Consider the following 24,408-nt stretch of genomic DNA (forward strand, 5'->3'; position numbering starts at 1 on the left):
ATGTTTCGGCGAGGCATAGTCACGCCTTCGACATGCGGTTGATTCACGTTACGAACGCAACGCGGGCATGGTCTCCGCATTACAACCCCAACTCGGCGAGGATGGCGTCCTTCATCTGCTGCATCCCGGGGCTGGACAGCCGGCGCGGATGCGGCGCATCGATCTCGAAGATGGCCTGGATCGTGGCCGGGCGCGGCGACAGCACGTACACGCGGTCGGCCAGGTAGCGGCGCTCGATCGCATGCATGCCGGCCGCGGTCTGCACGATCATCGGGAACACGGACGCCAGAAAAATCAGGAAGACCGGCGAAGCGTTGCCGACCCCGGACCAGAGGATCGTCAGCGCAATCCAGGCGATCGGCGAGATTGGGCGCATGATCTGGAACAGCGGGCTCAGTGCCCGATACACGGCATCCACGCGCCCCATCCAAAGGCCGAGCGGCACGGCCAGCGCGACTGCCAGCGAAAAGCCGATCGCAACCCGCAGCAGCGATGCACTGATGTGCTCCCACAAGGTGCCGTTGGCGGCCAGTTCGAATGCGCCCGTGGCCACCTGGGCGGGAGTCGGGAAGATCACGCTTTCGGTGTGAAGCACAACGATCCACCACGCGGCGACCACCAGCGCGATCAGGGTCAGGGCGGGCAAGATGTTCTTCAGTTTGTTCACTGTGTCTCGGGTCCCCTGATCGGCAGGTGGCGCATGGCGTGCACGAACGCGTCCAGGCGCCAGCGCAGGCGATCAATGCCCGGATCGGGCAGCGGCAACACGCGCACCGTCATCTGGCCGCTCGCGTGCGCGCTGCATGCGAACTGGTAGTCGGCCGCCTGCTCGAACGGCAGACGGAAATCCTGGCCCGGCATCACCAGCACCGGGCCGAACACCTGGGGCACGCTGTCGCGGTTGCGCAGCAGGAGCACGTCACGCACCCCGAGCGTGAGGCGTATCTCGGACGGCAGGAAATCCACCTGCTCGCCCTGCATGCGGCGTGCATGGGTGCCTGGCGGGATTTCGAACAGCTGCTCGCGGCTGGCATGGCCGAACGGCGCGAACGCGCCATACAGCAGTGCCGCCAGCACGCTGGCGAAAATCGTCCAATGCGGCCAGTAGCGGCGCAATGAAGCGCGGCTCAAGCGCCCTCCTCCAGCAGCACGCGCGCGTCGTGCGCGATGTCGGCGGCCGGGCGGCCGAACGGCATCAGCGCGCGTAGTATGCCCTTGGGGTCGATGAAGTACAGGTAGGACGAGTGGTCGATCCCGTAGCCGCCGTTTGCCATCGGCACCCGGGTGGCGGTGATGCCGAATGCCTTCATCACCGCGCCGACCTGCTGCCCGTTGCCGGTGAGCCCGACGAAGGCCGGATCGAAGTGCGGCAGCCAGGCGGCGAGACGGGCATTGTCATCGCGCGCCGGGTCGACCGTGACGAACACCACCTGCACGCGCGCGGCCTGGCTTTTCATCAGCGCGCGCGCCTGCGCCAGCGTGGCAAGCAGGGTGGGGCAAATGGCAGGACAGTGCGTGTAGCCGAATTCGAGGATCACGACCTTGCCGCGGTAGTCGGCGAGGCGGAACGGCTTGCCGCTTGACGTGACGAGGGCCAGCTCCGGCGCCGGGCGCGGCGGCTCGAACACGCCGGATTTCAGGTCGGCGGCATGCGCGCTTGACGCGAGCTGCAGGGACAAAAACAAGGATAGCAACAGGGATGGGGCGCGCTTGATCATCATGTTCATAGCGCGATCTCTATCTTCCCCAGGGCCTTGACGAAACTCTCGTCGACATAGCGCTCGTAGGCGATCGGGCGCCGGATCGTGCGCGCCTGGAGCGACAGTTGCATCAGCTCGTCGAACTCGGTGCGCAGCATGCGCAGGTCGCCATAGGTGACGCGGTCGTACGGGTTGTTCATCACGAATCGCAGGATATTCGGGTCCTGGTTGAAGTAGCTGCGGCCAGATGCGATGCGGATCGCCTTTTCGCGGTTGGCCTTGGCGGTGTCGAGCCAGCTGCCGGCGGCCTGCACGTAGTCGACCAGGTTCTGCACCACCGGGCGCTGGTCGCGGATCAGGTCTTCGCGCACGGTGAGCACGCAGCAGATGTACTTGCGCCACTCGTCGCGGGTGAGCGCGAGCGGGCGCGCGTAGCCGGCGCTCTGGGCGGCGGCGCCGAACGGCTCGCCAGTGCAGTAAGCGTCGATCGCCTTAGCGTACAGCGCGGCCGGCATGTCCGGTGGCGGCATCTCGACGATCTCGAGGTCGCGCACGCTCATGCCTTCACGTGCGAGCATTTTGCGCAGGAACAGGTAGTCGACCGCGAAACGGCTCGGGATCGCGACGCGCCGCCCCTGAAGCTGGGCGAAGCGGCGATAAGGCGAATCGGTGTGCACCATGATCACCGCGCCGGAGCGATGTCCAAGCGAGACGATCTTGAGGGGGATGCGGCTGTCCACCAGGTCCATCACCAGCGGCGCGAGCCTGTATGCGGCCGCGATCCGGCCGGTCATCAGGGATTCCTTGATCTCGGCCCAGCCGCTGAACTTGATGAAGTCGAAGGCGGCGGGCCGCGCTGCCGCCGGCCGCCTTTGCTGCCGCGCAGGTGACGGGCAGGGTCAGGTTGCAGGTCACCGGCAGGCCGCCGACGGCCAAATTGGTTCCCGCGCGCGCCGGCGCCGGCAACGCGAACGGCAAGGCCGCTGCGGCTGCGCGCTTGAGCAGGTGCCTGCGGCCCAGGCCGGCGGCGGGCGGATCGTCAGGAATCATGGGGTCGGTGTCAGGCTGCTGGAAAGCTTCCAGATTGTAGCAGCAGCTTGCTGACCACCGTCACTTTCTATTGCCTTTGCCCAAGTGGCGCGGCCTCGCCGGACCAGCGGGCAGCGCCTGCCGGCAGGCAAGCGCACTTGGCCCGACCGTTCGCGCCGCCCAAAGGGCAGTTCGGGGAGAGGTCGCCCGGGGCCGCTAGCGCTTCCAACCGCGCTGCCTTGCGGCACGCTCGGCATCCACGCTGAGCGCAGCGCCCTGGATGCGCTCGCCGATCGCCGCCAGCACCGAGGGTGGCGTCACGCTGTAGGCCTCGCGTTGTGCCCCCGAATTGCCCACCTTGCCCTCCGCTAGCACCGGAATAGTCCACTGCCCGCCCTTCATGCAGGCCAGGCCCGCGGACGTGCCGACCGCGAAACTGCGGCAATAGTTGCCGTCCTTGGCGGCGAAGCTGATCCCGATCCTGATCTTCGAACCGGCCGTGCCAATGCTGGCCATTTGCTGCGACAGCGCGGTGGCCAGCTTGCCCTGCGCGAGCAACGCGCCATCCTTGCCCGCTGCTGCCAGCGCCTGATTGTCGTCCTGCAGGGTCCAGTAGCCGAACACGCCGGCCAGCACGCCGGTCACGAGCGCAGCCGCCAGCGCGGCCCAGCGGGTCCACGGCAGGTGTGGCCTGTCGCGTACCTGCAATTGCTGGTGGCGTGCGGCACGTACCGCGTTCAAGTGGACAACCTTGCCGCTGGTGGTGTCCGGATATACGCGCGGCGGCACGGATTCGTTGACGATGTGTGCGAACGCGGTCGACACACGCGCGCGCATCGCGCGCATCGCCTTGTGCTGGGCCACGCGCGCCGCCAGCGCCGGGTCCTGGCGGATGGCCCGCTCGACCTGGCTGCGTACCGGCTCGCCCAGCTCGCCGTCGGCGTACGCCATCAGGATTTCATCGGTAAATTTCATGATACGGTCCTCGCTTGATCGGACATCCATCGCTGCGGGGCTGCGCGCTTTCGCGCGAGCCGGCCGGTCAAGGTCCCCACCGGAAGGTCGCCCAACAAAGCGCCGCAGGCGCGGCAGCAGCTTGGTTGACCCCGGTGTGCGGCGATGCAGTCCCAGGTCATCGATAAACGCTGCGCGGCCAGGAAGCGCTCCCTGCCGTGCTCGTTTAAACCGGCAAGCAAATCTCCGAATACTCCATATTATCATCCGACCATGGAGCTACGGCGTTGCAATCTCTTGCTGTGCATACTGCTTCCGCCCCCCGGCCTGCCGCACGGACAGCGCGATCCGGCCGGCCTCCCACGGCGCATGCTGGGATCATCCGGACTCATCGTCGGGCACGGCCGCGTTGGCCGCCGTCGCGCCATCCGGCGCGACTGTGGTGCTCGAACAACGGCTGGGCGAACTGGACAGGGTGCCGGCCGCGCTTGCGGGCAGCGGCATCAAGCGGACACGGCGAACGGACCGGGTCGGCAACGGATTGAGGAGACGGATTTCAGGATGTGATCAGCCCATGCTCGTCGAGCACGTCATGCAGGAGCTCAAGGCGGATCACCGGATTGTCCAGCATCAGCATGTTGTGCTTTTGCTGGTTGGGTAAGGGCAGCAATTCGCACCAGCGGTTGGCGACCCATCCGCAATCGTCCAGGCGAAACGGCGGCTGCACCGGCCAGCGCTGCTGCGGCACGTCGTGCAGCGACGCGAGCACGCGCTCGAGGGCATCGGAGGCGCCGTGCAAGTCCGATGGAATGCGGATGTCATGGTCATCTTCGATCAGTTCGACATCGGCCATCCACAGGCCGTTGACGCGGCGCTCGGCCGATTGAAGCTGGAAGCGCCGCCCGCCGCGGCACACGACCTGCAGCAGCCCCGGCGAAGCGGCGGTCGTGTCCTGGACCGACGCCAGCGTGCCGGCCGCAACGAAACGCTCGCGCGGTCCGCGCGCCGCGCGCACTTCCTGACCTTGCGTGAGCAGCACCACGCCGAACGGCGTGTCCTCGGTCAGGCAGCGGCTAATCATGTCGAGGTAGCGCGCCTCAAAAATCTGCAGCGGGAGTACACCGTCCGGAAACAGTACCGTGCCAAGCGGAAACAGCGGAATCGAGATCGTGGCCATGCGTCCATGATGACAGAATCATGCCGCCACCCGGAGCACGATTGCCGCCACCGGCCGCGCCAACGACGCCCTGCCTGCGCCGCCCCGCACGCCGTGGCGCGCCTCACCTGGCCGCGTACTCGCGTATGCCCGGATCACAGACAAACACCCGCACGCCAGAGCTGGTCGTGCCCGCGTCGCGCCCGTTCACTTCCCCGCAGTTCCCGCCTTTCTCGGCGTCGTAGAACAGCTGATGGACATCGAGGCCCGAGGGCTCGTCGACGCCGATCGCGACTTGTCCCAGCCGTTCATCCAGAGCATGCCGCCATGCCTGCCCGGCCGGGCCGACGACGTCACGATGCAGGTCCTGCGAAACGTAAAAATGGGCCGCGAGCAACGCACATGCGATCAATACCACCCGCTTGGTCCGGCTGCTTGCCACCACCGCCTTCTGACCTGGTCCTTGCGATATCGGCAGATCCATGCACACCTCCATGAGCGACAGTCGGAATACTGCGTCGGCTTAACTGCGTCGGCTTAACTGCGTCAGATTAACTGCGTCGGATTCACTGCGTCGCCACTGCCTCGGATTGCTGGCCTATCCCTTCACCCCGAGCCGGCGCAACATGCCACGCGCCAGTTGCACCCACCTTGCGTCCCCGCGCCGTTCATCGAACAGCCACCATTTGGCGCGCCGGCCGTAGCCGCGCCAGGCGATATTGACGAACAGGCCCAGGTTCAGCAGCAGCGCCAGACGCGACCGGTAAATCACCAGCCGGTCAAAGTCGCGCTGCTGGCCCAGCAGGCGGTACTTGTATTCGTAGCGGCCCCAGAGAAAGTGATATTCGCGCGCGCCGCGGGCGATTGCATCGCAGATGCTCAGGTAACAGCACACCTTGCCGACGCGGTAATCGTCATAGACGGGATCATGCGCCACGACATGCATGAAAAAATTGCCGCCCACCTCGCTGCAGATCACGCCCGCACACACGCGGCCATCGATGCGCGCCACCAGCACCACCCCGCACTCCTTGACCAGCCGGAACAGCTGGCGGGTCTTTTCGCCGGTATGCGTCGATGCCTGGTTCTTGCTCGCGATCCGGGCGCTGGACAGCGCGACGATCGCGGACACATCCTGCTCGCTGATGTCGTCGGTGGCATGAAAGGTATACCGAAAATCAGGGAAATCGGTCGCGATCCGCTTCTGGTATCGCTTCAGGCTGGCGCGCATGTTCTTGCCCAGCGAAGCAAAATAGGCCTCGGCGCTTGGCGGCAGGTCGAGGACGATGTCCTCGAGGCAGTTAAAGCGCTGGAACGGGAACGGCAGGCGCACGATCGCCGACCTGACCGCCGGAAAGGTAATCACCGCCGCGCTGCGGTAGGTCGTGAACACGGCGCGGGCAAACCGGGCGACATCGGGCGGGCGCAGCGCGAGGGCGCCGCTCAGCACCTCGACCGTGCCGCCATGCTGCCAGAACAGCACCACCGCCGTCACCTGCCCCGCCTGACGGCACACGCAGGCCCGCACCTGGTCCGCCAGGCCCAGGCTGCGCACGTGTGCCAGCGACGCGAACACGTTCTTGTACAGGCGCACGAGCTCATGCTCGACGAAGGCCGGCAACGGCGCCTCGTGGATGCGGTAGACCGGTTCCGCGCTTGCCGCAGCAAGCTCTTGTACCGCCAGGTCGCCGCTCATTTGCGCTGCGCGGCGGCGCCGCGGGTCGAGCGTTTAACGGTGCGCGCGAGCGCCAGGCAGCGGGCGGCGAACCGGCCACCCGCACTGTCCGTATGGGCCATGCGGGAAAGGTCCTCGCGCATGTGCCGCAACCAGCGCCGCGCCGCCCCCTGGCCGACCCGCGCCAGGCAGAGGAGGAATACCAGCCGCGAGCGGTAGATGTCCACGCTGTCGAAATACTTGGGCAAGGCACGAAACCGCGCCTTGTGCTCCCGCCCTCCCCCCATCAGGTAACATTCGCGCCCGCCACGCTCGATGCAATGGCAGGTGGCCAGGAACTGCACCAGGTTCCCGAGCATGTATTTGTCGTAATCGGGGTCGTGCGCAATGAGGTGCATGAAGTAGCGCTGGCCGACGCGGTAAAAGACATTCCCGGCCCGGACCGTGCCGCCGACGCTGAGCACCCCAACAAATCCATACGCATGAACCAGCTGCAGGATTCTGGAGACATCCTCCTCGTGCAGGTAAGCGTCGCGCTGCTTGGCCGCGGTCCGCGCACCGGCCAGCGCAATAATCCGGCGCAGCTGCTGTTCGCTCACCGCATCGCCGGCCAGCACCTCGAATCGGTAATCGGGGTGGTCGCGCCTGAGTTTGCGTTCGCCCGCCTGGATGCGCGTCCACAGCGCTTCGCTGATAGCGGCGGCATATTCTTGGCGCGAATGCGGCAGCGTCAGCAGGTTTTCTTCCAGCACCGGGCAAGCCTGGAACGGGAACGGAAAGTTCGTGAGTCGGGCATCGATCGCATAAAACGCGATGCGCCGCGCCGCCGGGTATATGTTGAAAATCACCTGCGAAAAGCGCAGCAGCTCCGCCTGCGACAGGGCGATTTGCTGGTTCAGGACCCGGACCACGCCGCGCTCGAGGCGAAACAGGATGAGCGAAACGACCGTGCCGCGCAAGCGCGCCACATAGGTGCTCGCGTCGTTCGCCTCGCCATAGATATGGAAACGCGTCAGCGTGCAATAAATCGATTGGTACAGCCTATCCAGCTCGGCGGCGGCGAACTGCGGGATGTCGGCTTCGTAAATCCTGACCTCCAGCCCTTGTTCGGCTTCATCATGGCTTACCGCCAACCGGACCTGGGAAATTTCCGCCAGATGATTCAGCCCTGCGTTTTCTGCCACGTTCATTTTTATCTCCGGCAATACGCCAAGTGCGAACCCAATCCCTTGGAACAGCTACCGATCATACGGACCGCAGGGGAAAGCGCGACTGCGCAAACTCAAGAATATTCTGCTCCGATTTCCTTTCTGAATTGAAATAACTGGCGCCGCCAAATTCATTGCAAACGTGAATCGCACACGGAATCGGCACGGTTGAGCTTTCGCAAAGTGTAATTTTGTTGACCGAGCGACCATTCCAAAGGCGGCAGAAAAAAACGTTCATCGGAAGAATTGCTCCGATTAATTTTTTTAACTGAACCATATCGCCCAACATGACTCGGGAAAAACGCATCGTAATGCTCGGCACCAGCACCGACGCATGGGGTGGCATCGCGTCGGTGGTGCACTCCTATTCCCGCAGCGGCCTGTTCGAGCGCCTGCCGATCCTCTATCTCGCCACCCACTGCAACGGGCCGGCGCTGCAGAAATGCCGGCTGTTCGTCTGCGCCTGGCTGGCGTTCGTGGCCATGCTGGCGCGCGGCCAGGTCATGCTGGTGCACGTCCATACCGCCAGTGACCTCAGTTTCTGGCGCAAATCCTGCTTCCTGCTGCCGGCATTCCTGTTCCGCGTGCCCGCCGTCCTGCACATCCATGCCGGTCCGTTCCCGGACTTTTACCGGGAGCGCTGCGGCCGCCTGGCCAAGTGCGCGGTGCGCCAGGTCCTGGCGCGGGTCGAAACGGTGGTGGTGGTCTCTGCCGAGCTCAAGCGCTTTGTCGAGACCCTCGCCGCAGTCGACGTGATCGTCGTCTACAACCCGATGCCGCTGCCCGCACCGGTCGAATTCGGCGCGCGCGCGCCGGCGCAGGTGCTGTTCCTGGGCAAGCTGGGACAGGCCAAGGGCACCTGGGACCTGCTGCACGCGGTGGCGCAGATCGTGCGCCGCCACCCCCACCTGCGGCTCATCCTGGCCGGCGACGGCGAACTGATGCGCGCCCAGGAGCTGATGCGGCGGCTCGGGATCGAAGACCAGGTCGAACTGCTCGGCTGGGTCGGCGAGCGCGCCAGGACCCAGCTGCTCGAGCGCGCCAGCGTGTGCGTGCTGCCGTCCTATGCCGAAGGCTTGCCGATGAGCGTGCTGGAGGCGATGGCCGCCGGCGTCCCGGTGGTCGCGACCCGTGTCGGCGGCATCCCGGAGGTCATCACCGATGGCGTCGAAGGCTTGCTGGTCGCGCCCGGCGACGTGCCGGCCCTGGCCGCCGCGCTCGACCGGCTGCTGGCGGACGAGGCGGCGCGGCGCCGCATGGGGCTGGCCGCGCGGTTCCGGGCCGAGACCAGCTTTTCGAGCGCCCTGGTGATTCCGCTGCTCGAAACGATGTATTGCCGCGCGGCCGGCCCGGCCCTTCGCCATTAGGACGCGCCCATGAAAATCTGGTTCGACCTGTCAAACTCGCCGCACATCAACATGTTCCGGGCGATGATCCGCGACCTGCAGCGCCAGCATGAGGTCATCATGACCTGCCGCCCGCTGGCCAACACGATCGAGCTGCTGGAGATGCACGGTCTGGAACACACCGTGGTCGGCACCCACTACGGACGTTCGCTGTCGAAAAAGATCTGCGGCTTCCCGGTGCGCGTGTTCCAGCTCAGGCGTTTTCTGGAAGACAAGCAACTGGACGTCGCCATTTCCCAGAGCTCGTTTCATTCGCCGGTGGTGGCGCGCCTGCTCGGCGTGCGCTCGGTGTACCTGAACGACAACGAGCATGCGATCGGCAACATCCCCGCGTTCGCGTTCGCCGACCGGATCATGGTGCCGGAATTCGTCAGCACGCAAAGCCTGGACCGCCAGTACGCCAATCCCGCCAAGGTCCTGCGCTATCCAGGCGTCAAGGAAGGCATTTACCTGTGGGAAGCGAATGCCCGCATCGAGGCGGCGCGCGCGCGGCGCCAGGCCGGCGGGCGGCGCGCCGTGTTCGTCCGGCCCGAGCCGTGGACCGCGCAGTACTACAAGGGCGCGCACAACTTTCTCGACGAGCTCTTGACCGGCATGCGCCCGGCCGTGAGCGTCACCGTGCTGCCACGCGGCGCGGAGCAGCGCGACTACTACCGGGGCGACCGATTCCGGGGCATCCAGGTGGTCGACCGCCCGCTCGGCATCGAGGAGCTGGCCGCGACCTGCGACCTGTTCATCGGCGCCGGCGGCACCATGACGCGCGAAATGGCGGTGCTCGGGATTCCCACCATCTCGGTCTACCAGGACGAACTGCTCGATGTCGACCGCTACCTGCTCGGCCAGCACGCCTTCCTGCACCACAAGGCGCTCACCGCGCGCGAGGCGCTCGACTACCTCGACGGCGCCCAGCGACGGGAACCCGATCGCAACCTGTTGCACAAGGGCCGCCAGGCATACGAGCTGATCAAGGCCACCATCGTCGGCCACCAATCATCCATTTACCGCAGAGGTCTCGCATGATTCGCATCGCACTGATCGGTCTGGGCAAGATGGGATTGTCGCACCACGCCATCATCAACTCCCATCCGGACGCGGCGCTGGTCGCGGTCTGCGACCAGGCCGGCTATGTCCTCGACGTGCTCAGCAAGTACACCGGCGTGCGCTGCTACACCGACTACCGCCAGATGCTGGACGAAGCCTTGCCCGATGCGGTGTTCATCGCGACCCCGTCGCGCCTGCACGGGGAAATGGTGCGCGCCGCGCTGGAGCGCAACGTCCACGTGTTCTGCGAAAAGCCGTTCTGCCTCGACCTGGCCGAAGGCGCGCGGCTGGTGCAGCTGGCCGAAGAGCGGCGCCTGGTCAACCAGGTGGGCTACCACAACCGCTTCGTGGCCGCGTTCGAGGAAACCAGGCGCCTGATCGACAGCGGCATCCTGGGCGAGATCCATCACGTCAAGGCCGAAGCCTACGGTCCGGTGGTGCTGCGGCCGAAAGGGGCCACCTGGCGCGCCAGCAAGAATGAAGGCGGCGGCTGCCTGTACGACTACGCCTCGCATGGCATCGATCTGATCAACTACATGATCGGCAAGCCGGACACCGTCGGCGGCACCGCGCTGAACCGGATTTTTTCCAACGACGTCGAGGACGAGGTCTACTCGACCCTCTTCTACCAGGACGGCAAGACCGCGCAGATCGCCGCCAACTGGAGCGACGAAAGCTTCCGCAAGATGTCGAGCCGGATCACGGTGTGGGGTCGCCACGGCAAGATCATTGCCGACCGCCAGGAAGTGCAGGTCTACCTGCGCAAGCCGCCGGAACCGCCAGGCCGGCTGGTCGCCGGCTGGAACACCCTGTACACCACGGCGCTGACCAAGGAAGTCTGGTTCTACCTGCGCGGCGAGGAATACTCGGCCCAGGTCGACCACTTCATCCAGTGCATCAAGCAGGGCATTGCGACCCGCAGCCCGTTTCGCAGCGCGCACGAGGCCGACCTCGTCGCCGGCATGATGATCGAGGATGCGCTGCGCCCGCGCGGCACGCCGCCGCCGCGCGATGCCCAGCCAGCCGGCGAGGAACGCGGCGGCTGGCGCGACTCGATCAAGGAACTGTACGCCTCCCTGCGCCAGACCTGAAAGCCGCTTCCCTTCCCGAGAGCCATAGCCACTGTGAGCAAACATGGATCGCATACTGTTCGGTGATAACCAGTTCTTCGGCGTCAACCACATGTCCGAAGAAAAGGCGCGGGCCCAGGCCATCAAGTTCCAGAGCAATGAGGCCATCATGCAGGTACTGGACGATGCGCTCGACGAGGGCATCAGGGTGTTCATGTGCACCACACACGAGCGCATCGGCCAGATCTGCGACCTGGTCCGGGCCAACCCGGTGCGCTACCAGGATTTCCGCTTCTACCCGTGCATGCCCTACGCGCACAAGTATGCGAACGCGGTGACCGAGTACGGACTGGTCGACGCGCTCAAGCAGTTTCTGCCGGACGAAGGCGCGCTCAATGCGATGCTCAAGGGCGGCATGGCGGTCGCGCGCAAGGACGTCAGGAGCCTGGTCGAGCTGCTGGTGGACGCCGAGATGAAGATGTTCCGCGGCCTGCGCACCCCGGTCATCTTCCTGCAGAACGTGGTCACCGACCTGCTGCTGGGGCTGGGCTTTCACGAGGCGCTGCGCATGTTCGCCGACTACGTGGCGCAGCGCTACGACGCCGAGCCCGGCTTCATCACAATGAACCTGCCCAGGCTGCTCGACGTGCTCGAGCAGCTCGAGCTGGATAACCCGATCGTCTGCGCGAACATCAACAAGATCGGCTTTCGCATGTGCGGCGGCATCGAAGCCTACGAAAAAAGCATCGCCACCCGCAAGTTCCGGGCGGTCGCGATGTCGGTGTTCGCCTCGGGGGCGATTCCACCCGAGGAAGCGCTGGCCTACGTGTGCTCCAAGAAGGAAATCGCGTCAATCGTGTTCGGCGCCTCGAGCCGCAGGAATATCCGGCACACCAGGCAGCTCATCGAACAGATGAGCAGGACCGCATAGGCAGGGCACCATGAACAAACTCAAGATCGGATTGTTGCTGGATAACATAGAGATCGACAAATACGCACTCGACCTGCTGAACTGGGCCGTGCGCCAGGACGGCCTGGAGGTCACGACCGTGCTGGTGCGCCACCGGGCCGCCTTGCCGCCGGCGCCGCGCGCCACGACCTTGCCCGAACTATTGTTCAAAATCGTGCTGGCCATCGAAGGCATGCTGATCCGCCTGTTCCGGGCCCATCGCGCCCACCTGCTGGCCTACCGCCTGGCCGATGCCGCGCCCGGGTGCGCCCTGGTCCGGCTGCCGCTGGACGAACACGCCGGTGTCCCGGCACTTGGCCTGGACCTGCTGGTGTATGGCGGCACCGGCGCGCCCCCCGCTGGCCTGGCCGGCATGGCGCGGCTGGGCATCGTGGCGCTCGACTACCACGGGCAGCGCGCCAGCCGCGCCGCGCCGCCCGGCTTCTGGGAGGCGTACAGCAAGGCGTCCAAGACCGAGTTCGAAATCCGCCACACGGCGCCGGGCAGCGCCAGCAGCCGGGTGCTGGCGGCCGGGTCGTTCTCCACCAAGTTTTTCTTCCTGTTGAACCAGGCTCACCTGTACAGCAAGGCCGGCGCCCAGCTCAAGGGCCTGCTCAAGACCATCGCCGCCACCCGCTGCCTGCCGCTGGAAGACCGGTCGCGCCCGTATTCCGGGCCGTACCGCCTGGCGCCGCGCTGGCACCAGTCGCTGGCCTACCTCGGCAAGCTGGGCGCGCGGCTGGCGGCCAAGGCCTTCTACCGCGCCTTCAACTTCCACGAAAAATGGGGCATCTCCTGCGTCTACGCCGACTGGAAAAACGCGGCGCTGTGGAACAGCACGCGCATCTCGGCGCCGCGCGGCCACTTCTGGGCCGATCCCTTCCTGTGCACGCACAACGGCAAGACCTACTGCTTCGTCGAGGATTACGTCTACAAGAGCAAGCGCGGCCATATCTCGGTGCTCGAGATCACGGACCAGGGCGCGCAGCCGCTGGGCGACTGCATCCGCGAACCGTTCCACCTGTCGTTCCCGTTCCTGTTCCGCTACAAGGGCGAATTGTACATGTGCCCCGAATCGTCCGCCGCGCGCCAGATCCGCATCTACCGCTGCAAGGCCTTTCCGCTCGAATGGGAACTGTGCGCGGTGGCGATGGACAACATCTCGGCCGCCGATTCGATGCTCTTCGAGCACGGCGGCCGCTGGTGGCTGCTCACCAACCTCGACCGCTCGGGGCTGAACGACCACTGCTCGGAACTGCACCTGTTCCATGCCGATTCGCCGTTCGCCGCGCACTGGAGAGCGCACCCGCAAAATCCGCTGCGGGTCGACGCCGAGGGCGGCCGCAACGCGGGCCTGATCGTGGAGGACCAGCGCCTCGTGCGCGCCGCCCAGCGCCAGGGCTTCGACCAGTACGGCGAAGGACTGAACCTGTACGAAATCGTCGAGCTGAACGAGCAGCGCTATGTGGAGCGCCTGGTCTTTGAACTGGGCTGCACCTTCCGCGACGGCCTGCTCGGTTCGCACCACATGTCCACCACCGGCCGCATCACGGTGGTCGACCACCTGGACCGCTGTTTCTTCCCCTGACCGATGAAGCCCTTCCGCGCCAAGCCGGCTGCCGGGCTGGAACCCGGCACGCTCCTGCTGCTCCTGCTGGCCCTTGGCCTGGCCGGGCTGGTGGTCGGGCTCGCCGCCACGCTGGGGCCAATCGCCGCGCTCGCCGTGCCGCCGGCGCTGGTCCTGCTGGCGGCGGCGCTGCGCGACTACCGGGTGGCCACCGGCCTGACCATCCTGCTGCTGCCGGTGGCGCCGAGCGGCCTGATCCCGCGCGCGGTCACCGGCATCTCCGGCGCCAACGTCATGCTGTGCCTGCTCCTGGTCACCGCCAGCGCGCTGCTGCTGGCCTTCGCGCTGCGCGCCGGCCGGCTCGCGCTGCCCGCCTTTCCGCGCCCGTTCTTCCTGTTCCTGGCGGTGTTCGTGGCGGCGGCCCTGCACGGCGCCTTCCATGCCGACGAGATTCCCGACTTTTTGGTCGTGCTGCGCGTGATCGACTCGACCTCGGTGCCCACCTACCTGCAGGTGGCGCTCTTGAACCCGTCCGTGGTGATCGGCGCCGCGGTGCTGGTCGCGGTCGCGGTGCGCAACGCGGCGCGCCCGTCGCTGTACCTGGTGCCGCTGTTCGGCGGCGCCGCCATCGTGGCCTGCGCGGTGCTGTATTTTTCGCTGGCCTCCGGCGCCTCGCTGGGCGAGCTGGGGTCGCAGGAGTCGCGCCGCACCCTGTCGGTCACCGGCATGCACGCCAACGAGCTGGGGCTGTTGCTCAGCACCGCCTGGGCCCTGGCGCTGTTCTGCGCCCTGCACCGGCAGCGCGCCGCCGCCCGGCTGGCGCTGGCGCTGGTGGCGCTGCTGGTGCTGGCCGGCATCGCCCTGACCTTCTCGCGCGGCGCCTACCTGGGCGCGCTCGGGGTGCTCGCCTACCTGCTGTACGTCCAGCGCCGCCTCGCGACCTTCCTGCTCACGCTGCTGGTGCTGCCGGCCGCCGTGCTCGTGATGCCGGCCAGCGTCACCGACCGCGCGTTCCACGCGGTCGGCAGCAAGGACGTGGACATGCTCAGTTCGGGGCGGGTGGACGAGATCTGGACGCCCCTGCTGCCCGAAATCCTCAAGAGCCCCCTGATCGGCAGCGGCACCGGATCGGTCATGTGGTCGGACGCCAACAAGGAACACCAGATCCTGCCGGTCGGCCATCCCCACAGCGCCTACCTGGGCGCCCTGCTCGACCTGGGCGTGCTCGGCTCGCTCGCCGTGGGTGTGTTCTTCGTCCACGCGTGGCGCCTGTTCCGGCGCCTGGCCGCGAGCGCCCCGGACCCGCTGTGGGGCCATTTTTTCAATGGCGGCGCCGCCTGCATCCTGGTGCTGCTGATCCAGGGCGCGACCGACGACAGCTTCCTGCCGGGGCGCACCCACACCTTGCTGTGGCTGGCCTACGGCGCCGCGGTCGGCTACGCCGGGCGGGCAAAGCTGCCCACGCGCCGCGCCCGGGCGCCGCTGCACGCGGCGGAGGCGTCATGAAGATCTGCTTTCTCGGCATGGACAACCTGCCGGTGCTCGCCCCCGAGTACAACCGGCACGGCATCGGCGGCGAACAGGTGCAGCAGACCCTGCTCGCGCAGGCGCTGGTGCGGCGCGGCTTTACGGTCAGCATGGTGGTGTTCGACTATGGCCAGCAGGATGGCGCCAGCTGGCGCCAGGTCGTCACCTACAAGTCGTTCGGCCAGCAGGCCGGGCTGCCGGTGCTGCGCTTCGTGCACCCGCGCTGGACCGGGCTCTGGTCGGCGATGCGGCGCGCCGACGCCGACATCTACTACCTCAGCTGCGCCGGCATGGAGCTGGGCCTGGCGGCGATGTTCTGCCTGCGCCACGGGCGCCGGTTCGTCTTCCGGGTCGCGCACGACCACGACTGCGAGCCAAGCCGCCTGCTGATCAAGTACTGGCGCGACAAGAAACTATACGAATACGGCCTGCGGCGCGCACACGGCATTTTCGTCCAGACCGAGCAGCAGCAGCGCGCACTGCTGGCCAATTACCGGCTGCCGAGCCGGATCGCCGGGATGCTGGTCGAACGGCCTGCCTACCGGGGGGCGCGCACGGTCGACGTACTGTGGGTGAACAACCTGCGCCAGTTCAAGCGCCCCGACCTGGCGCTCGAACTGGCGCGGCGCATGCCGCATCTCTCGTTCCACATGGTGGGCGGACGCCAGGGCGGCTTCGACGCGCTGTACGACGACATCGCCCGGCAGGCCAGTCAGATCCCCAACCTCACCTTCCACGGCCGGGTCCCCTACCACGACATGGATGCGCACTACGGACGCGCCAGGGTGTTCGTCAACACCTCCGACAGCGAGGGCTTCCCCAACTCCTACCTGCAAGCCTGGGTACGCGGCACGCCGGTGGTCGCGTTCTTCGATCCGGACGGTGTGATCAAGCGCCGGCAGCTGGGCTTTGCCGCCGCGTCGCTGGAGGACATGCAGCAGCACATCGCCATGCTCACGGGCGACGATGCGCTGTGGTCGGCAGCGAGCGCGCGCTGCCGCCGCTACATGGCGGAGCGGCACGGCGAAGAGCGCATCCTCGCCCCCTACCTCTCCACCTTCGTGGAGCTGCTGACATGAGCGCGCTCGTCGAGCGGCCGGCCGACCCGCACGCCGGCGCCGCGCACGCCGGCAGGCAACTGCACGTGCTGTTCATCCTGACGTCGGCCGGCGTCGGCGGCGCCGAGATGATGACCATCAGCCTGCTCAACCGCATCGATCCGCGCCGCTTCCGGCTCTCGCTCGCCTACCTGAAGCAGGAACACGACCTGGTCGACAAGATCGACCGCACGCGCGTGAACGGCCAGGTGTTCTGCTGCGACGTCGACCACCGCATGGACTGGCGCGCCGCCTGGCGCCTGGGCCGGTTCGTGCGCGGCGAGCAGGTCGACATCATCCTGTGCACCAACCTGTATCCCCTGCTCTACGGCTGGACCGCGCGCTGGCTGTCCGGCTGCAAGCCCAAGCTGGTCGAGGTACTGCATTCGATCAAGCTCGAATCGGCCCGGGCCGGGCTGCAGATGCTGCTGTACCGCCCGCTGCTGCGCATGACGCGCATGCTGGTCTATGTCTGCGCCAACCAGCGCCGCCTGTGGCAAGAACGGCGCCTGGCGGCGCGCGAAGACATCGTGATCCACAACGGCGTCGACGTCGACCACTTCAGCAACCGCTTCCACCTCGATGCCATCGCCGCCCTGCGGCGGACCCACGGCTTTCTCGAATCCGACTACGTGGTCGGCCTGTGCGCCTACATGCGTCCCGAAAAGGCGCATGGCGACCTGCTCGCCGCCGCCGCGCGCGCCCATGCGCGCGGGGTCGCGCTCAAGTGCCTGCTGATCGGCGACGGACCGGAGCGCCGGGAAATCGAACGCAGGATCGAAGCGCTCGGCCTCGGCCGCCACGTCGCGATCACCGGCCTGATGGCCGACGTGCGCCTCGCCGTCGCCGCCTGCGACGTGCTGGTGATCGCCTCGCGCCACGAAACCTTTTCGATCGCGGCGCTCGAGTCGATGGCGATGGGCAAGCCGATCGTGATGACCGATGTCGGCGGCGCCTCCGAGCAGGTGATGCAAGGGGTCAGCGGCTACCTGTACCAGAGCGGCGACATCGACGCCCTGGCCGACCGCCTGGTGCGGCTGGCCGATCCCACCCGCCGCGCCGCGATGGGAAGCCACGCCCGCCGCAGCGTGGCCGGGCGCTTCTCGCTGGACGTGATGGTCGACGCTTACGAGCGCCTGTTCCTGCGCCTGGCGCAGCGCCCCCATGGCTAGCCCGAGCCTGGCCCGCAGCACGGTCCTGCTGACGCTGTCGGGCTGCGTCGAGTTCTCACTGCAGCTGCTGGTGCCGATGATCTTCGTGCGCCACCTTGACCCGGCCACCTTCGGCCAGTACCGCCTGCTGTGGCTGATGGCCGGCACCGCGCTGGCGATCGCCCCGGCGTTCCTGCCGCAGTCGCTGTTCTACTTCCTGCCCCGCGCCGACGACCAGGGCCAACGCGTCCTGATCGGCAATGTGCTGGCCTACCTGGGCGCGGCCGGCTGCGTCGTCGCCTTGCTTGCCAGTACCGCCAATCCCTTCCTGCCAACCCATGTCCGCAGCCTGTACGACGCCAGCCACGGCCGCTCGGCCCTGTTCCTCGGCTGCTGGCTGGTCGTCACGCTCATGAACACGCTGCCCACCGCCGAAGGCCGGATCCGCTGGCAGGCGGGCGCGGACATCGCCATGTCGCTGCTGCGCACCGCGCTGCTGGCGGCGGCGGCGATCTTCACGCACCAGCTCGCATGGGTGACGGCGGCCCTGATGCTCGACGTGCTGGCGCGGTTCGGCCTGATGGCCGCCTACCTGCTGACGCGCCCCGGCGGCGGGCGGATCGGGTTCCAGCCGCGGGCGCTGCTGGCGCAACTGCGCTACGGCCTGCCCTTTGCCGCCGGCAACAGCCTGTTCGGGATGCGGCTGCAGGCCGACCAGTGGGTGGCCGCCAGCCTGCTGCCGTCCGCCTTGTTTGGCATGTTCACCATCGGCGCGGTGCTGCTGCCGCTTGCGTCCCTCGTCCGCCAGCCATTCAACAATGCGATGATGCCGCACCTGAACAAGGCGTTCGCGGAAGGCCGGCTCGACGACATCCGCAACCTGTTCGCCAAAAGCAGCGCGGCCCAGTCGCTGCTCCTGCTGCCCCTCGCCGGCGCCCTGTTCTGCGCCGCCGAACAACTGGTGCAGGTCGTCTATACCGGCAGGTATGCCGCGGCGGTGCCGGTAATGCAGATTTACCTGCTCGGGATGATGATGCATGGCTGCGCCGCCGGCCACCTCCTGCCGGCACTGAACCAGGGCCGGGTCGCCGTGCTCAACAACGCCTGCTGCCTGCTCCTGTCCGTCACCTGCAGCTACCTGGGCGCCAGGACCTGGGGCATGATCGGCGCCGCGTGCGGCAGCGTGTTCGCCTTTGTGGCCAGCGAATTGTGGTCGCTGGCAGTGGTGGCGCGCACGCTGGCGATCCGCCCGCTCGACCTGCTGCCGCTGCGTGCGCTGGCCACGACGCTGCTGGCGACCGCGTCCGCCATGATCGGGGTGAACCTGCTGCAACCGGCGCTGCACGCGCCCGCCCTGCTGGTCCTCGTCATCAAGGGCGTCGCCTTCCTGGTGCTGTTCACGGCGGTATTTTTTGGCGCGGGCGGCAAGGCCCACCTGCAGGCGCTGCGCGGGGCCGGGCAACGCCAGCCCGAAGCCGCACCGGCATGACAGCCGCAAAAAAAATCCCGCCGCCGGGAGTGCCGGCGGCGGGATTGCAATGGCTCGGTTACGAGACAGTCAGGCTTACGGCGCGATCGCCGGGGCCAGCGGCTGGCGCGGGGTGCCGCCGCCGCCGATCGAGGTCGCGCTGTTGTTGTTCACGACGGAAAGCGCCTGGACCAGCTTCTGCATGTCACGACGCCATGCGGTGTTGTTGTTCACCTTCTGGCCCATGTCGAAACCCCAGTCGGCCTTGAACTCGGTCGGCTTGGAACCGCTCGGCCCGTCTTCCACCTGGATATCGAAGCCAGGAGCGTAGGTGTCATCGACGATGTAGGCGCCGTAGTTCTGCAGGGTCCATGCCAGCAGTTTGGCCGGCTGGGTTTCCAGGTTCAGCGATGCGATCGACGTTGAATACGGAATCGCCAGCAGCGCGCCCATCTTCATTGCCGTGTTGCTGTTGCCGTTCGCGGTACCGTACCAGCCCACCGCGTAGCTGTCACCCGTGACGGCCGGCCAGCGATAGCAGGCGGCCCTGGTGGTGCACTTGAACAGCGCCTCTTTGGCGTACACGTTCACCTTCAGCGCGTGGCGCGGACCGGTGGTCTGGCCCGGACGCAATTCGCCCAGGCGCAGCGTGCCGCCAATGGCCGACAGGCCGGAACCGCCGTGGGCGCCGGTGATGCCGGGGCCGTACAGGTCGACGTTGGCGAACTTCGCCATCGAGGTGGCCGCGGCGCCGGCGGTGCAGCGTGCCAGCGGCTGGGTCTGGACCAGGGTGCGCTTGTCGGCCAGCAGGAAAGTCGCCGAGCTGTTCAGGTTGTTATTCGCCACCACGTAATTGCTCGGCATCGGAACCTGCAGCAGCAGGCCGCCGGTGGCGTTGCAGCGGTTGCCGCCGCTCCAGCCTACATTGCTGAAGTTGATATTGGTGATCGGGGCGGTCGGAGTCAGGACGATATGTTCCAGGTCGACCGTCGGCATGCCGGCCCAGATGTTATTGCCCGGGTTGCCCGACAGGCGGGCTGGCACGTACTGGGCACCGGATCCGATCGGCATGTTCCAGATGCTGGTGCTGGCAAACGGCTGCTTGAGCGGGTCGCGGGTGCTCGCCGTTGCCGTTGGCGTAGTGGTGACGGCGTCCGGTTTGACGGTCGGCGCCGTGACGACGGTCATCGCCAGCAGTTGTTCCGGCTGAGCCTGGGCGGCGCCGTCTTGCCCCGCCTGGGGCGCGGCCGCAGCGGCGGCAGCGGCTGCGACAACGGCGTCGACAGGGGTGGCCGGCGTATCAGCGGTCATCGCTTCCGTCGCGGTCGGCACGTAGTTCGCCGGTTTGGCGGACACCTCGGCAGACAAGGCCTCTCCAGCCGCTCCCGAAGACGGATCACTGGCGCCACCACAGGCTGCGAGCAAGGCAAACACAGGGGCGAGCATCATTACACTAGCCTTCGGTTTCAGTCGTGTCAGAGTATTCACTAAAATTTCCTACGGATTAAATGAATCATAGTAACTTTTGACAGAGATCAATCGACCTTATCCAAAAAGACATTTCTAAACATAAGCGTTCGCTTTCAAAGATAACGAACACGCATCAGATATAGCTTTTAGGAAATCTCTTTTCTCTTTAAAAGTTCCCGCGACCAAATGGTCATGAGCAACCTTTGATATGGATCAGCCCGCCGAGTTCCCAAAATCAAGAAATTTTTTTTCGGCGGGTCAATTTCTTGGGAAATAAATAGTGAACAAGCATGGGAAATATCCTTGCGGCAAGAAAGTTGACAAAGGCTTCCCCGGTCTGTGCGAAGACCATTTCTAAAAGGGCGTACTTGATTACACGATTCCTTGCCGCTAATCGGCAAGAAACTGATTACTGTTCCAAGAAAGGAAAGGCGGGCGGGACCCAGGGTATTGCCAAGCCGGGAAACGAGAGGTCAATGCATTCGGGAAAAAATAATCTTTGACAGGCCGGCGACTTTTGTGCATATCGGTGCGCCAGTGAGAATTATCAAACTTGACCTCGCCAGTAGCGATAGCCTATATAAAGCAGTCACCGCGCATATTTGCGAGCGCATTTTTTCATTTTCCGACCATCGCTAATCCACAAAGGAAAGTTTTTCGCCGACGGGAGAGGCTACATGAGAATTTATCGGGTCGCGCTCATATTGATGGCAGCCACCATCATTTACTTTTTCCGCCTGCTTTTTTTGGGCATTGCCGCAATACTCTACATCTACTTTCTGCCATCGCTGATCGCCGAAAAGCGCAACCCGCTCAAGGCGCACTCCATATTCGTGTTCAACCTGCTCACAGGCTGGTTGATTATTCCCTGGATCATTGCTCTCGTGCTCGCTTACAGAATGGACAGCGTGCCACAATCGACAGCATGAGTCTTACCCTCGCACATCATCTGAAATAAAGCACGGCCCCGGCTCGATTCACGGATAATTTTGGGGCCCACAGGATCGGCGTACTTTTATCTGGCATCGAAGGCCGCCGGAATGATCAGCATTATTTGAAGCAACAGCTACCGCAGCATATTGCCAAAGGCCGACGCCAAGGCAATCCGGATTAGCTAGGTTCGAGCGGCAGAAACCGTGACATTTACACGTCACCCTGTGGCTCTTAAAGCGAAACCGATGGCCAGCACAATGCGCCTATTTGTGCGATCTGTTATATAGGAGACAGGGATGGGCGAGTGCGGACATTCGCACTCGCCGGGACGCCGCCTTGAATAGAGCGCGTTACTGCTGCAGCGACTTGCCCAGCGCGTCGAGCAGCAAGTTGGTGCCGCGCTCGCGCGAGCCGGCGTCGTCGTAGCCGTCCAGGAAGGCGCCGTTCTCGGTCAGCACCAGATGCGTGCCGTTGCCGTCCGGCTTGAACTCGAAAGTCGCCAGCGACACCGAAATCTTGCGCTCGTCCAGATGCATTTCGTAGGTAAAGACGATGCGCTCATTCGGGACAAGGTCGAAGTACACGGCATCGAAGGTCGACACCAGCCCGGTATCCCAACGCCCCTTCAAGCGCTCGCGCCCGCCTGGGCGCGCGTCCATCGCGCGCTCAAGCAGCGTGTAGCCGGCCCCGCCCGTGAACCATGCCGCCTTGGCCTCGGGATCCGTCAGCGCCTGGAACACGCGCTCGGGCGGCGCCGGATAGCGGCGCTCGAGACGAAAACTCCCGTGCACGACCGAACGTGCGGCGACAACGGGCGCCACGGCGTGCGCGCACTCATTAATTTCTTCCATCATCTTCTCCTTGTTGTCCAGAGGTTTCGAGGAACTGTCCAAGCCGGTCCAGGCGTGCTTCCCATTCGCTGCGCCTCTGATTCAGCCACTGCTCCGCCACGCTCAACGTTTGCGCTTCGATGCGGCAGGTGCGCACCCGTCCCACTTTCTCCGACCGCACCAGGCCGGCCTCTTCAAGCACGGCCAGATGCTGCATTACCGCCGGCAACGAAATCGTCAGCGGCCGCGCAAGCTCGCTCACCGACGCCGGCCCGCTGGCCAGCCGCGCAACAATGGCGCGGCGCGTGGGATCGGCAAGCGCCTGGAATGTGGTGTCGAGGGAAGAGGAATTGTTAAGCATACACTTAAGTATAACCAGTTCCAATACTTAAGCAAGTCCTTTATTAATGCGTGGCGCGCCAACAAATACGGCGCCGCACGGCCGTTTACCATGCGGTGCCCGGGAGGAAATCAGCGATTGGAGAGGAGGCGGCCGTCCGCGACACGCACACGTTCGCCTTTAAAGCGCTGGCTGCGGCCAGCCTCGGTGAACGTGCGCAGGGTGCCGTTGCTCATCCGAACGCGCACGTCGGTAACCGTGGTCGAGCGCACGTTCTTTTCGATCTGGTTGCCGGCGTAGCCGCCGCCCACCGCGCCGGCCACGGTTGCCAGCGTACGGCCATTGCCGCCACCCACATGGTTGCCCAACAGGCCGCCCACGACGGCGCCAGTTGCTACACCCAGGCCGGTCCCGCGTTCAGCGGCCTTCTCATAGGTGTGGACGGAAACCACAGTGCCGCATTTGGCACAAACTTGCTGTTCGTGGTGACGGGAAGGTTGCGCCTGAGCAGCAACGCTGGCGCCGCCGAGGGCGACCGCAGCGACCGTGATGAGAGCGGCGCGCTTGCGGGCAAAGGAAAAGAGGCTGGAGAAGTGTTTCACAGGGGTCCCTGGTCAGTTGTTCGAATGGATGAGCAAAGACTACTGGCCAGAGTGCGGCATGGAAAGACTAAAAAAGTTTCAATTGCAAAATATTGTAACAATCATTGGGGCGGCGGACGCAGCACAGTAGCTATGCGCGAACATCTCTCGTTGAGAAAAATGCTATCGTCGTACCTCGCCTTCCGCGCACACAGACGTCTCCGCCAACGTTTCTCACTCAGAGAAAGTCCAGATGGAATTCCAATTCCTCGGCACCTCCTCCGGCACGCCAACGAAGACCCGCAACGTGTCCGGCCTTGCGCTGCGCTCCGAAGGCGCCAGCCACTGGTCCCTGATCGACTGCGGCGAGGGAACCCAACACCGCATCCTCCATACCAGCCTATCGCTTTGGAACCTGCGCGCGATCTTCATCACCCACATGCATGGCGACCACTGCTACGGCCTGCCCGGACTGCTCGCCAGCGCCGGCATGTTCAACCGGACCGAACAGATGTACATCGTGGGACCACGCCCGCTCGAGCAATTTGTCCGCTGCATAATGGAAACCAGCGAGCTTGGCCTTCCCTATCCCATCGAATTCGTGGCGGTGGAACACCTGGGAAAAACCGACGTCCTGCCCGACCTGGAGGTGCACATCACCGCGCTGTCGCACAGGGTTCCTTCCTACGCGTACAGCTTTACCGAGAGAACGGTCGAACACAAGGTGGACGTGGCAAAGCTGAACGACGAAGGCATTCCCCCCGGACCGATTTGGGGCCAGATTCAACAAGGTGACGACGTCATGCTGCCCGACGGCCGCATCCTGAACGCCCGCAACTACCTTCTACCGCCACGCAAGCGGCGCAAGACCATTGTCGGCGGCGACAACGATACGCCGGAGCTGTTGGCCGTGGAGGCCAGGACCGCCGACGTGCTGATCCACGAAGCCACCTATACGGACGATATCCTGCACAAGATGGGACCGTGGCCCCAGCACAGTTCAGCGAAAATGGTGGCGCAGTTTGCCAATAACGCCGGCATCAGGAATCTCGTGCTCACGCACTTCAGTCCACGTTATCAGGAACAGGCAGAATCACCCTCGATTGCGGATATCGAAGCCGAAGCACGAGCGGCCTATACCGGCAAGCTGTTCCTGGCAAATGACTTTGAGCGATATGTACTCGACAGGGCGGGCAATCTTGCGAAGGCGAGCTGAAATATCTGGTCGGTTCCATTTCCCAAATATGTAAAGTCGC

Annotated in this window: 23 protein-coding genes and 1 pseudogene; 11 read left to right on the forward strand and 13 right to left on the reverse strand. The window is 65.3% G+C overall.

The genetic code is table 11. The annotated features are described in order from the left end of the window. Nucleotides 1–79: 79 nt before the first annotated feature. The 9 genes from E4O92_RS03965 to E4O92_RS04005 form a co-directional block, all read right to left on the reverse strand. The gene (locus E4O92_RS03965) at nucleotides 80–667 is read right to left on the reverse strand and encodes an ABC transporter permease (RefSeq protein WP_167759685.1); all 588 of its coding nucleotides are present in this window, start codon (nucleotides 665–667) and stop codon (nucleotides 80–82) included. After that, the gene (locus E4O92_RS03970) at nucleotides 664–1,131 is read right to left on the reverse strand and encodes a cupredoxin domain-containing protein (protein WP_229483014.1); all 468 of its coding nucleotides are present in this window, start codon (nucleotides 1,129–1,131) and stop codon (nucleotides 664–666) included. Before E4O92_RS03970 ends, E4O92_RS03965 begins: the two co-directional genes overlap by 4 nt. After that, the gene (locus E4O92_RS03975; RefSeq protein ID WP_229483016.1) at nucleotides 1,128–1,727 is read right to left on the reverse strand and encodes an SCO family protein; all 600 of its coding nucleotides are present in this window, start codon (nucleotides 1,725–1,727) and stop codon (nucleotides 1,128–1,130) included. The genes E4O92_RS03970 and E4O92_RS03975 overlap by 4 nt, the downstream gene beginning before the upstream one ends. Beyond that, entirely contained in the window at nucleotides 1,724–2,494 is a 771-nt protein-coding gene (locus tag E4O92_RS03980; protein WP_229483018.1) for an ABC transporter substrate-binding protein, read from the reverse strand. Before E4O92_RS03980 ends, E4O92_RS03975 begins: the two co-directional genes overlap by 4 nt. Nucleotides 2,495–2,945: 451 nt before the next feature. Beyond that, a complete protein-coding gene (locus tag E4O92_RS03985) occupies nucleotides 2,946–3,704 on the reverse strand; it encodes an anti-sigma factor family protein (protein ID WP_229483020.1) in 759 nt (252 codons plus the stop codon). Nucleotides 3,705–4,239: 535 nt separating this feature from the next. Further along, nucleotides 4,240–4,860 (reverse strand): LON peptidase substrate-binding domain-containing protein, encoded by a 621-nt coding sequence (locus tag E4O92_RS03990; protein WP_135188458.1) that lies wholly within the window; start codon nucleotides 4,858–4,860, stop codon nucleotides 4,240–4,242. 103 nt (nucleotides 4,861–4,963) lie between these two features. Further along, complete coding sequence (locus E4O92_RS03995; RefSeq protein ID WP_135188459.1) at nucleotides 4,964–5,323, reverse strand: hypothetical protein; 360 nt, start codon at nucleotides 5,321–5,323, stop codon at nucleotides 4,964–4,966. Nucleotides 5,324–5,437: 114 nt separating this feature from the next. Beyond that, a complete protein-coding gene (locus tag E4O92_RS04000; RefSeq protein ID WP_135188460.1) occupies nucleotides 5,438–6,535 on the reverse strand; it encodes a GNAT family N-acetyltransferase in 1,098 nt (365 codons plus the stop codon). Further along, entirely contained in the window at nucleotides 6,532–7,704 is a 1,173-nt protein-coding gene (locus tag E4O92_RS04005; protein ID WP_135188461.1) for a GNAT family N-acetyltransferase, read from the reverse strand. The genes E4O92_RS04000 and E4O92_RS04005 overlap by 4 nt, the downstream gene beginning before the upstream one ends. A 305-nt stretch (nucleotides 7,705–8,009) precedes the next feature. On the opposite strand from E4O92_RS04005, the gene E4O92_RS04010 reads away from it, so the two are divergent. The 9 genes from E4O92_RS04010 to E4O92_RS04050 are packed head-to-tail and all read left to right on the forward strand — an operon-like array spanning nucleotide 8,010 to nucleotide 19,019. Next, complete coding sequence (locus E4O92_RS04010) at nucleotides 8,010–9,089, forward strand: glycosyltransferase family 4 protein (RefSeq protein ID WP_135188462.1); 1,080 nt, start codon at nucleotides 8,010–8,012, stop codon at nucleotides 9,087–9,089. Nucleotides 9,090–9,098: 9 nt separating this feature from the next. Beyond that, nucleotides 9,099–10,148: a DUF354 domain-containing protein gene (locus E4O92_RS04015; RefSeq protein ID WP_135188463.1), complete on the forward strand. Its 1,050-nt coding sequence runs from the start codon at nucleotides 9,099–9,101 to the stop codon at nucleotides 10,146–10,148. After that, a complete protein-coding gene (locus E4O92_RS04020) occupies nucleotides 10,145–11,260 on the forward strand; it encodes a Gfo/Idh/MocA family protein (protein WP_135188464.1) in 1,116 nt (371 codons plus the stop codon). The genes E4O92_RS04015 and E4O92_RS04020 overlap by 4 nt, the downstream gene beginning before the upstream one ends. 43 nt (nucleotides 11,261–11,303) lie before the next feature. After that, nucleotides 11,304–12,170 carry a hypothetical protein gene (locus E4O92_RS04025; protein WP_135188465.1) on the forward strand — a complete coding sequence of 289 codons (867 nt, stop codon included), beginning with the start codon at nucleotides 11,304–11,306 and terminating at the stop codon, nucleotides 12,168–12,170. Nucleotides 12,171–12,180: 10 nt separating this feature from the next. Next, nucleotides 12,181–13,776, forward strand: a complete 1,596-nt coding sequence (locus tag E4O92_RS04030; protein WP_135188466.1) for a glucosamine inositolphosphorylceramide transferase family protein — start codon at nucleotides 12,181–12,183, stop codon at nucleotides 13,774–13,776. A gap of 3 nt (nucleotides 13,777–13,779) precedes the next feature. Further along, nucleotides 13,780–15,261, forward strand: a complete 1,482-nt coding sequence (locus tag E4O92_RS04035) for an O-antigen ligase family protein (protein WP_135188467.1) — start codon at nucleotides 13,780–13,782, stop codon at nucleotides 15,259–15,261. After that, nucleotides 15,258–16,361 carry a glycosyltransferase family 4 protein gene (locus E4O92_RS04040; protein WP_135188468.1) on the forward strand — a complete coding sequence of 368 codons (1,104 nt, stop codon included), beginning with the start codon at nucleotides 15,258–15,260 and terminating at the stop codon, nucleotides 16,359–16,361. The genes E4O92_RS04035 and E4O92_RS04040 overlap by 4 nt, the downstream gene beginning before the upstream one ends. Then, on the forward strand, nucleotides 16,358–17,551 hold the full coding sequence (locus E4O92_RS04045; protein ID WP_135188469.1) for a glycosyltransferase: 1,194 nt from the start codon (nucleotides 16,358–16,360) through the stop codon (nucleotides 17,549–17,551). Before E4O92_RS04040 ends, E4O92_RS04045 begins: the two co-directional genes overlap by 4 nt. Continuing rightward, entirely contained in the window at nucleotides 17,544–19,019 is a 1,476-nt protein-coding gene (locus E4O92_RS04050) for a lipopolysaccharide biosynthesis protein (protein WP_135188470.1), read from the forward strand. Before E4O92_RS04045 ends, E4O92_RS04050 begins: the two co-directional genes overlap by 8 nt. A gap of 75 nt (nucleotides 19,020–19,094) precedes the next feature. On the opposite strand, the gene E4O92_RS04055 is transcribed toward E4O92_RS04050, so the two are convergent. After that, nucleotides 19,095–20,447, reverse strand: a complete 1,353-nt coding sequence (locus E4O92_RS04055) for a hypothetical protein (RefSeq protein ID WP_135188471.1) — start codon at nucleotides 20,445–20,447, stop codon at nucleotides 19,095–19,097. Between the two features lie 698 nt (nucleotides 20,448–21,145). Between E4O92_RS04055 and E4O92_RS04060 the strand changes: the two genes are divergently transcribed. Beyond that, nucleotides 21,146–21,397 carry a superinfection immunity protein gene (locus E4O92_RS04060; protein ID WP_229483022.1) on the forward strand — a complete coding sequence of 84 codons (252 nt, stop codon included), beginning with the start codon at nucleotides 21,146–21,148 and terminating at the stop codon, nucleotides 21,395–21,397. Nucleotides 21,398–21,751: 354 nt separating this feature from the next. Here E4O92_RS04060 and E4O92_RS04065 read toward each other — a convergent pair. The 3 genes and pseudogenes from E4O92_RS04065 to E4O92_RS04075 form a co-directional block, all read right to left on the reverse strand. Then, nucleotides 21,752–22,204 (reverse strand): annotated as a pseudogene (locus E4O92_RS04065) (SRPBCC family protein); the annotation flags it as partial. Between the two features lie 34 nt (nucleotides 22,205–22,238). After that, nucleotides 22,239–22,592: an ArsR/SmtB family transcription factor gene (locus E4O92_RS04070; protein ID WP_135188473.1), complete on the reverse strand. Its 354-nt coding sequence runs from the start codon at nucleotides 22,590–22,592 to the stop codon at nucleotides 22,239–22,241. 110 nt (nucleotides 22,593–22,702) lie between these two features. Then, entirely contained in the window at nucleotides 22,703–23,173 is a 471-nt protein-coding gene (locus E4O92_RS04075) for an outer membrane lipoprotein (protein WP_135188474.1), read from the reverse strand. 232 nt (nucleotides 23,174–23,405) lie between these two features. Between E4O92_RS04075 and E4O92_RS04080 the strand changes: the two genes are divergently transcribed. Then, nucleotides 23,406–24,368 carry a ribonuclease Z gene (locus tag E4O92_RS04080; protein ID WP_135188475.1) on the forward strand — a complete coding sequence of 321 codons (963 nt, stop codon included), beginning with the start codon at nucleotides 23,406–23,408 and terminating at the stop codon, nucleotides 24,366–24,368. Nucleotides 24,369–24,408: the final 40 nt, after the last annotated feature.

The sequence above is a fragment of the Massilia horti genome, from assembly GCF_004614195.1.
Classification (GTDB): domain Bacteria; phylum Pseudomonadota; class Gammaproteobacteria; order Burkholderiales; family Burkholderiaceae_D; genus Telluria; species Telluria horti.